Source organism: Kitasatospora sp. NPDC007106 (assembly GCF_040634455.1).
GTDB lineage: Bacteria > Actinomycetota > Actinomycetes > Streptomycetales > Streptomycetaceae > Kitasatospora > Kitasatospora arboriphila.
Map to the genome: position 1 here is coordinate 1 of NZ_JBEYFP010000684.1, position 3111 is coordinate 3111.

At 74.4% G+C, this 3111-nt stretch carries 4 protein-coding genes; 2 read left to right on the top strand and 2 right to left on the bottom strand.

The window, feature by feature from the left end; all coding sequences use genetic code 11:
* Positions 1–257: 257 nt before the first annotated feature.
* Positions 258–1067, bottom strand: coding sequence for a GvpL/GvpF family gas vesicle protein (locus tag ABZ641_RS30705; protein WP_359987043.1), 810 nt, complete (start codon positions 1065–1067; stop codon positions 258–260).
* Complete coding sequence (gene gvpJ, locus ABZ641_RS30710) at positions 1064–1471, bottom strand: gas vesicle protein GvpJ (protein ID WP_359987045.1); 408 nt, start codon at positions 1469–1471, stop codon at positions 1064–1066. The genes ABZ641_RS30705 and gvpJ overlap by 4 nt, the downstream gene beginning before the upstream one ends.
* Before the next feature lie 714 nt (positions 1472–2185).
* Here gvpJ and ABZ641_RS30715 point away from each other — a divergent pair.
* Together ABZ641_RS30715 and ABZ641_RS30720 are read left to right on the top strand one after the other, a co-directional pair.
* Positions 2186–2515 (top strand): hypothetical protein, encoded by a 330-nt coding sequence (locus tag ABZ641_RS30715; protein ID WP_359987047.1) that lies wholly within the window; start codon positions 2186–2188, stop codon positions 2513–2515.
* Positions 2512–2958 carry a MerR family transcriptional regulator gene (locus ABZ641_RS30720; protein ID WP_359987050.1) on the top strand — a complete coding sequence of 149 codons (447 nt, stop codon included), beginning with the start codon at positions 2512–2514 and terminating at the stop codon, positions 2956–2958. Before ABZ641_RS30715 ends, ABZ641_RS30720 begins: the two co-directional genes overlap by 4 nt.
* Positions 2959–3111 lie beyond the last annotated feature (153 nt).

Sequence of the window (3111 nt, forward strand, 5' to 3'; positions counted from 1 at the left end):
GGGTGTCCGGAGGGTCTTCCGGGGCCCGGCGGCGGGCGGTGCGCGGCGGGTCGGCCGGGGTGTCCGGCGGGAACGGCGCTCGATCGGCCGCTCCGGCTCGTCGCCCTCGGCGGGGCGGGGTCTGCGGACTGGCACGGCTCACACCTCCCGATGCCTGGCGGATCCGGCGCGGCGCGGGTGTCCCGCCGCCCGGCCGGGGAACTCCCCGCGGGCGGCGCCATGCGGCGGGGCCGCCGGTGCGGACAGGGGTCGCATCGCTACCCGATCCCTTCCGCCGCCTCTGCGAAGGCGGCGGCGAAGTCGTAGGGCGCCAGCGGGCCGAGCAAACGGACCCGCAGTCGGCCGGCCCACCGCCGGGCCAGCCCCTCGGCGGCCTGCTCGAACGCCGCCCGCTCGGTCTCCCGTACCAGGAAGGCCGCGCTGAAGCGCTGTTCGGCCGGGCCGGACCGGGCGGGCGCGACGGCGGTGGCGTGCCGGGCGAGGCTGTCCGCGAGGACGGTGGCGTCCTCGTCCCGGCGGGCGGCGATCTCGTCGGCGATCAGCTCGCCCAGCCGGACGCGGAGGTAGTGGCCGGCCGCCTCGCCCTGGGTGGCGACGTCCTCGCGGAGCCGGGCGATGTCCGCCCGGTCGGCGACGATGTCGCGCAGGAGTTCCTCCTCCCGGTAGTCGCAGTGGACGGTGAACTGGGCGTGCCCCGCCAGTTCCTCCAGTGCGGCGTGGAACTCCTCCTCGTAGGGCGCGAGCAGGTCCTCCTCGACCGCGTGGCTGTCGCGGACGACCGCGCCGAAGCGGATCGGCAGGACGGCGGTGTGCCGCGCGGCCAGGGTGTCCAGCACGCCGGCGTGGGCGCGCAGGTCGGCGGCGGTGCCGAGCGGCCGGTCCACCGGCACCTCGCTGACGACGGCGGCCACCCGGCCGCGGCCGACCACACCGATCCGCGCCGGCGGATCGGTGACGCCCCGCAGGTCGTCGGGCGTCCGGGTGCCGGCGGGCACGATGCCGTAGACGTAGCAGGCCCGGGCGGGGACGCCGCCCCTGCCGTTGCCGGTGCCGGCCCGGGCGGTCATCGCTCCTGCTCCCTCCGGTGAGCGGCGGGACGGGTGCGGCGGCGCTGCCGCTCCTCGTGCTGCCGATCCTGCTGACCGTCCTGCTCCTGCGCGCCCTCCGGCGCACCGGCGGACCGGTCGCGAGCTCCGTCGTCATGCACGCCGTTCACCAGCTCGGACGGGCCCGGGCTACGGCCGTCGGCCAGGTCGAGCCGGTTCACCGCCTCGGCGAAGCGCAGATAGGTGTCCACGCCGGCGGCGACGATCCGGGTGTCGACCGTCAGCAGTTCGATGCCCACCAAGGAGACGCGGACGTAGACCTCGATGATCAGGCCCTTGTCCAGGATCAGGTCCAGGGCGTCGGCCGGCCCGCCCGCCGGAGGGCGGTCGAGACAGCGGCTGGTCTGTGTGGCGACGGCGGACACGGTGGATCACCTGCTCTCCGCGGGGACTCGGCGGTGGAAACGCGGAGCGGGCTCCTCGTCCTCCTCCTCCTCGGGTTCCTCGTCGTAGGAGTCGTCGTCAAAGTCCTCTTCCTCGTCCTCGTCCTCGTACTCGTCCTCGGGTTCCTCGGGTTCCTCGTGGTCCGCTTCGTCACCGGAGTCGCCGGAGGAACCGGAACGCAGGGACTCCGTCCGGCGCTGGAGGGAGTCGGTCAGCGCGTTGACGCGGTTGCCGGCCAGCTGCCGGAGCCGGGGGCGACGACTCGAGCAGGCCGCCGAGCAGCGCTGCAGGATCAGTGGTCAGGCGTTTTCCCGCGACCGCCCCGGCGAGGGCCATCGCTCACCGGGCCTTGTGGAAACGCCCGAGGAGGTAGCCCGCGCCGACGGTTGCGGCAAGCTCGGCGTTCTTCATGGTGTGTCCTACGGAGGTGGCTGTCCCCGTCGTCGATCCGTCGGGCATCGAGGATCCGTCCGACGAAGACTCTGGCCCGCCTACCCGGCCATGTCGATCACAAACGGTGAGCTCAGATTGGTGGAAATATCCCAATGGATCGACAATAGGCGACCAATTGTCACGCTGAGCAGCGAAGGCGGCGTCGGTGCGGACGACCGACCGGCGCTTGCATCCGGTACCCGGATACGGGTTTACCGTCGAAGACGTCCCCGCCCGGGGACCTGACGACGGGAGTGAGCGCGATGGGCGACGGGGAGTGGGTGCCGGCGTCGTGCACGCTGCCCACCGAGGAGCGGCCGCTCCGGGTGGCGGAGTGGGACGGCCTGTTCACGGACCGCCTGAACGGGCTGTCGCGGCCAGGGCCGCTCCGGCTGCGGCTGGAACTCGACGCCGGCGCCGAGCAGTCGGTGCGCGACCTGGCCGAACGCGAGGGCGGCTGCTGCTCGTTCTTCGCGTTCACGGTCACCGCCCGACCGGACGCCGTGCTGCTGGAGGTCGCGGTGGACGGCGCGCACGCGGCCGTGCTGGACGCCCTCGAGACGCGGGCACGCTCCGCCGGGAGGCCGCGGTGAACGAGGGCCTGCGCTCCGGGCAGGTCGCCGAGGCGGCCGGGGTGAACGTGCAGACGCTGCGCTACTACGAACGCCGGGGCCTGCTCGTCGAGCCCGACCGCTCGCCGGGCGGCCACCGCCTGTACGGCGAGGAGACGGTGACGGTGCTTCGGGTGATCAAGGCGGCGCAGCGGCTCGGCTTCACCCTGGACGAGGTCGCCGACCTGCTGGAGGCCGGCCGCCACCGGCACGGCCGTCCGGTGCCCGGCCTGCAGGAGCGCGCCGCGGCCAAGCTCGCCGAGGTCGACGCCAGGATCGCCGACCTGACGGTCGTCCGCGGGGCGCTGGTCGCCGCCGTCGACGCGGGCTGCGACGACCTGATCGCCTGTGCGGGCAGCACCTGCTGCCCGATCCCGTTCACCGATCTCGCCGAGGAGAAGCGCCGTGACCAACCCTGCTGCTGACCGGACCCCGCGTTCCGCCGAGGTGCTGTCGGGCCTGGCCGGCCTGGCCTGCGCGGCCTGCTGTCTGCTACCCGCCCTGATCGCCGCCGGTGCGGTCGGCACCGGCGCGGGTGCGGTGGCCGGTTGGCTCCCCGCGGTGGCCGCCGCGCTCGC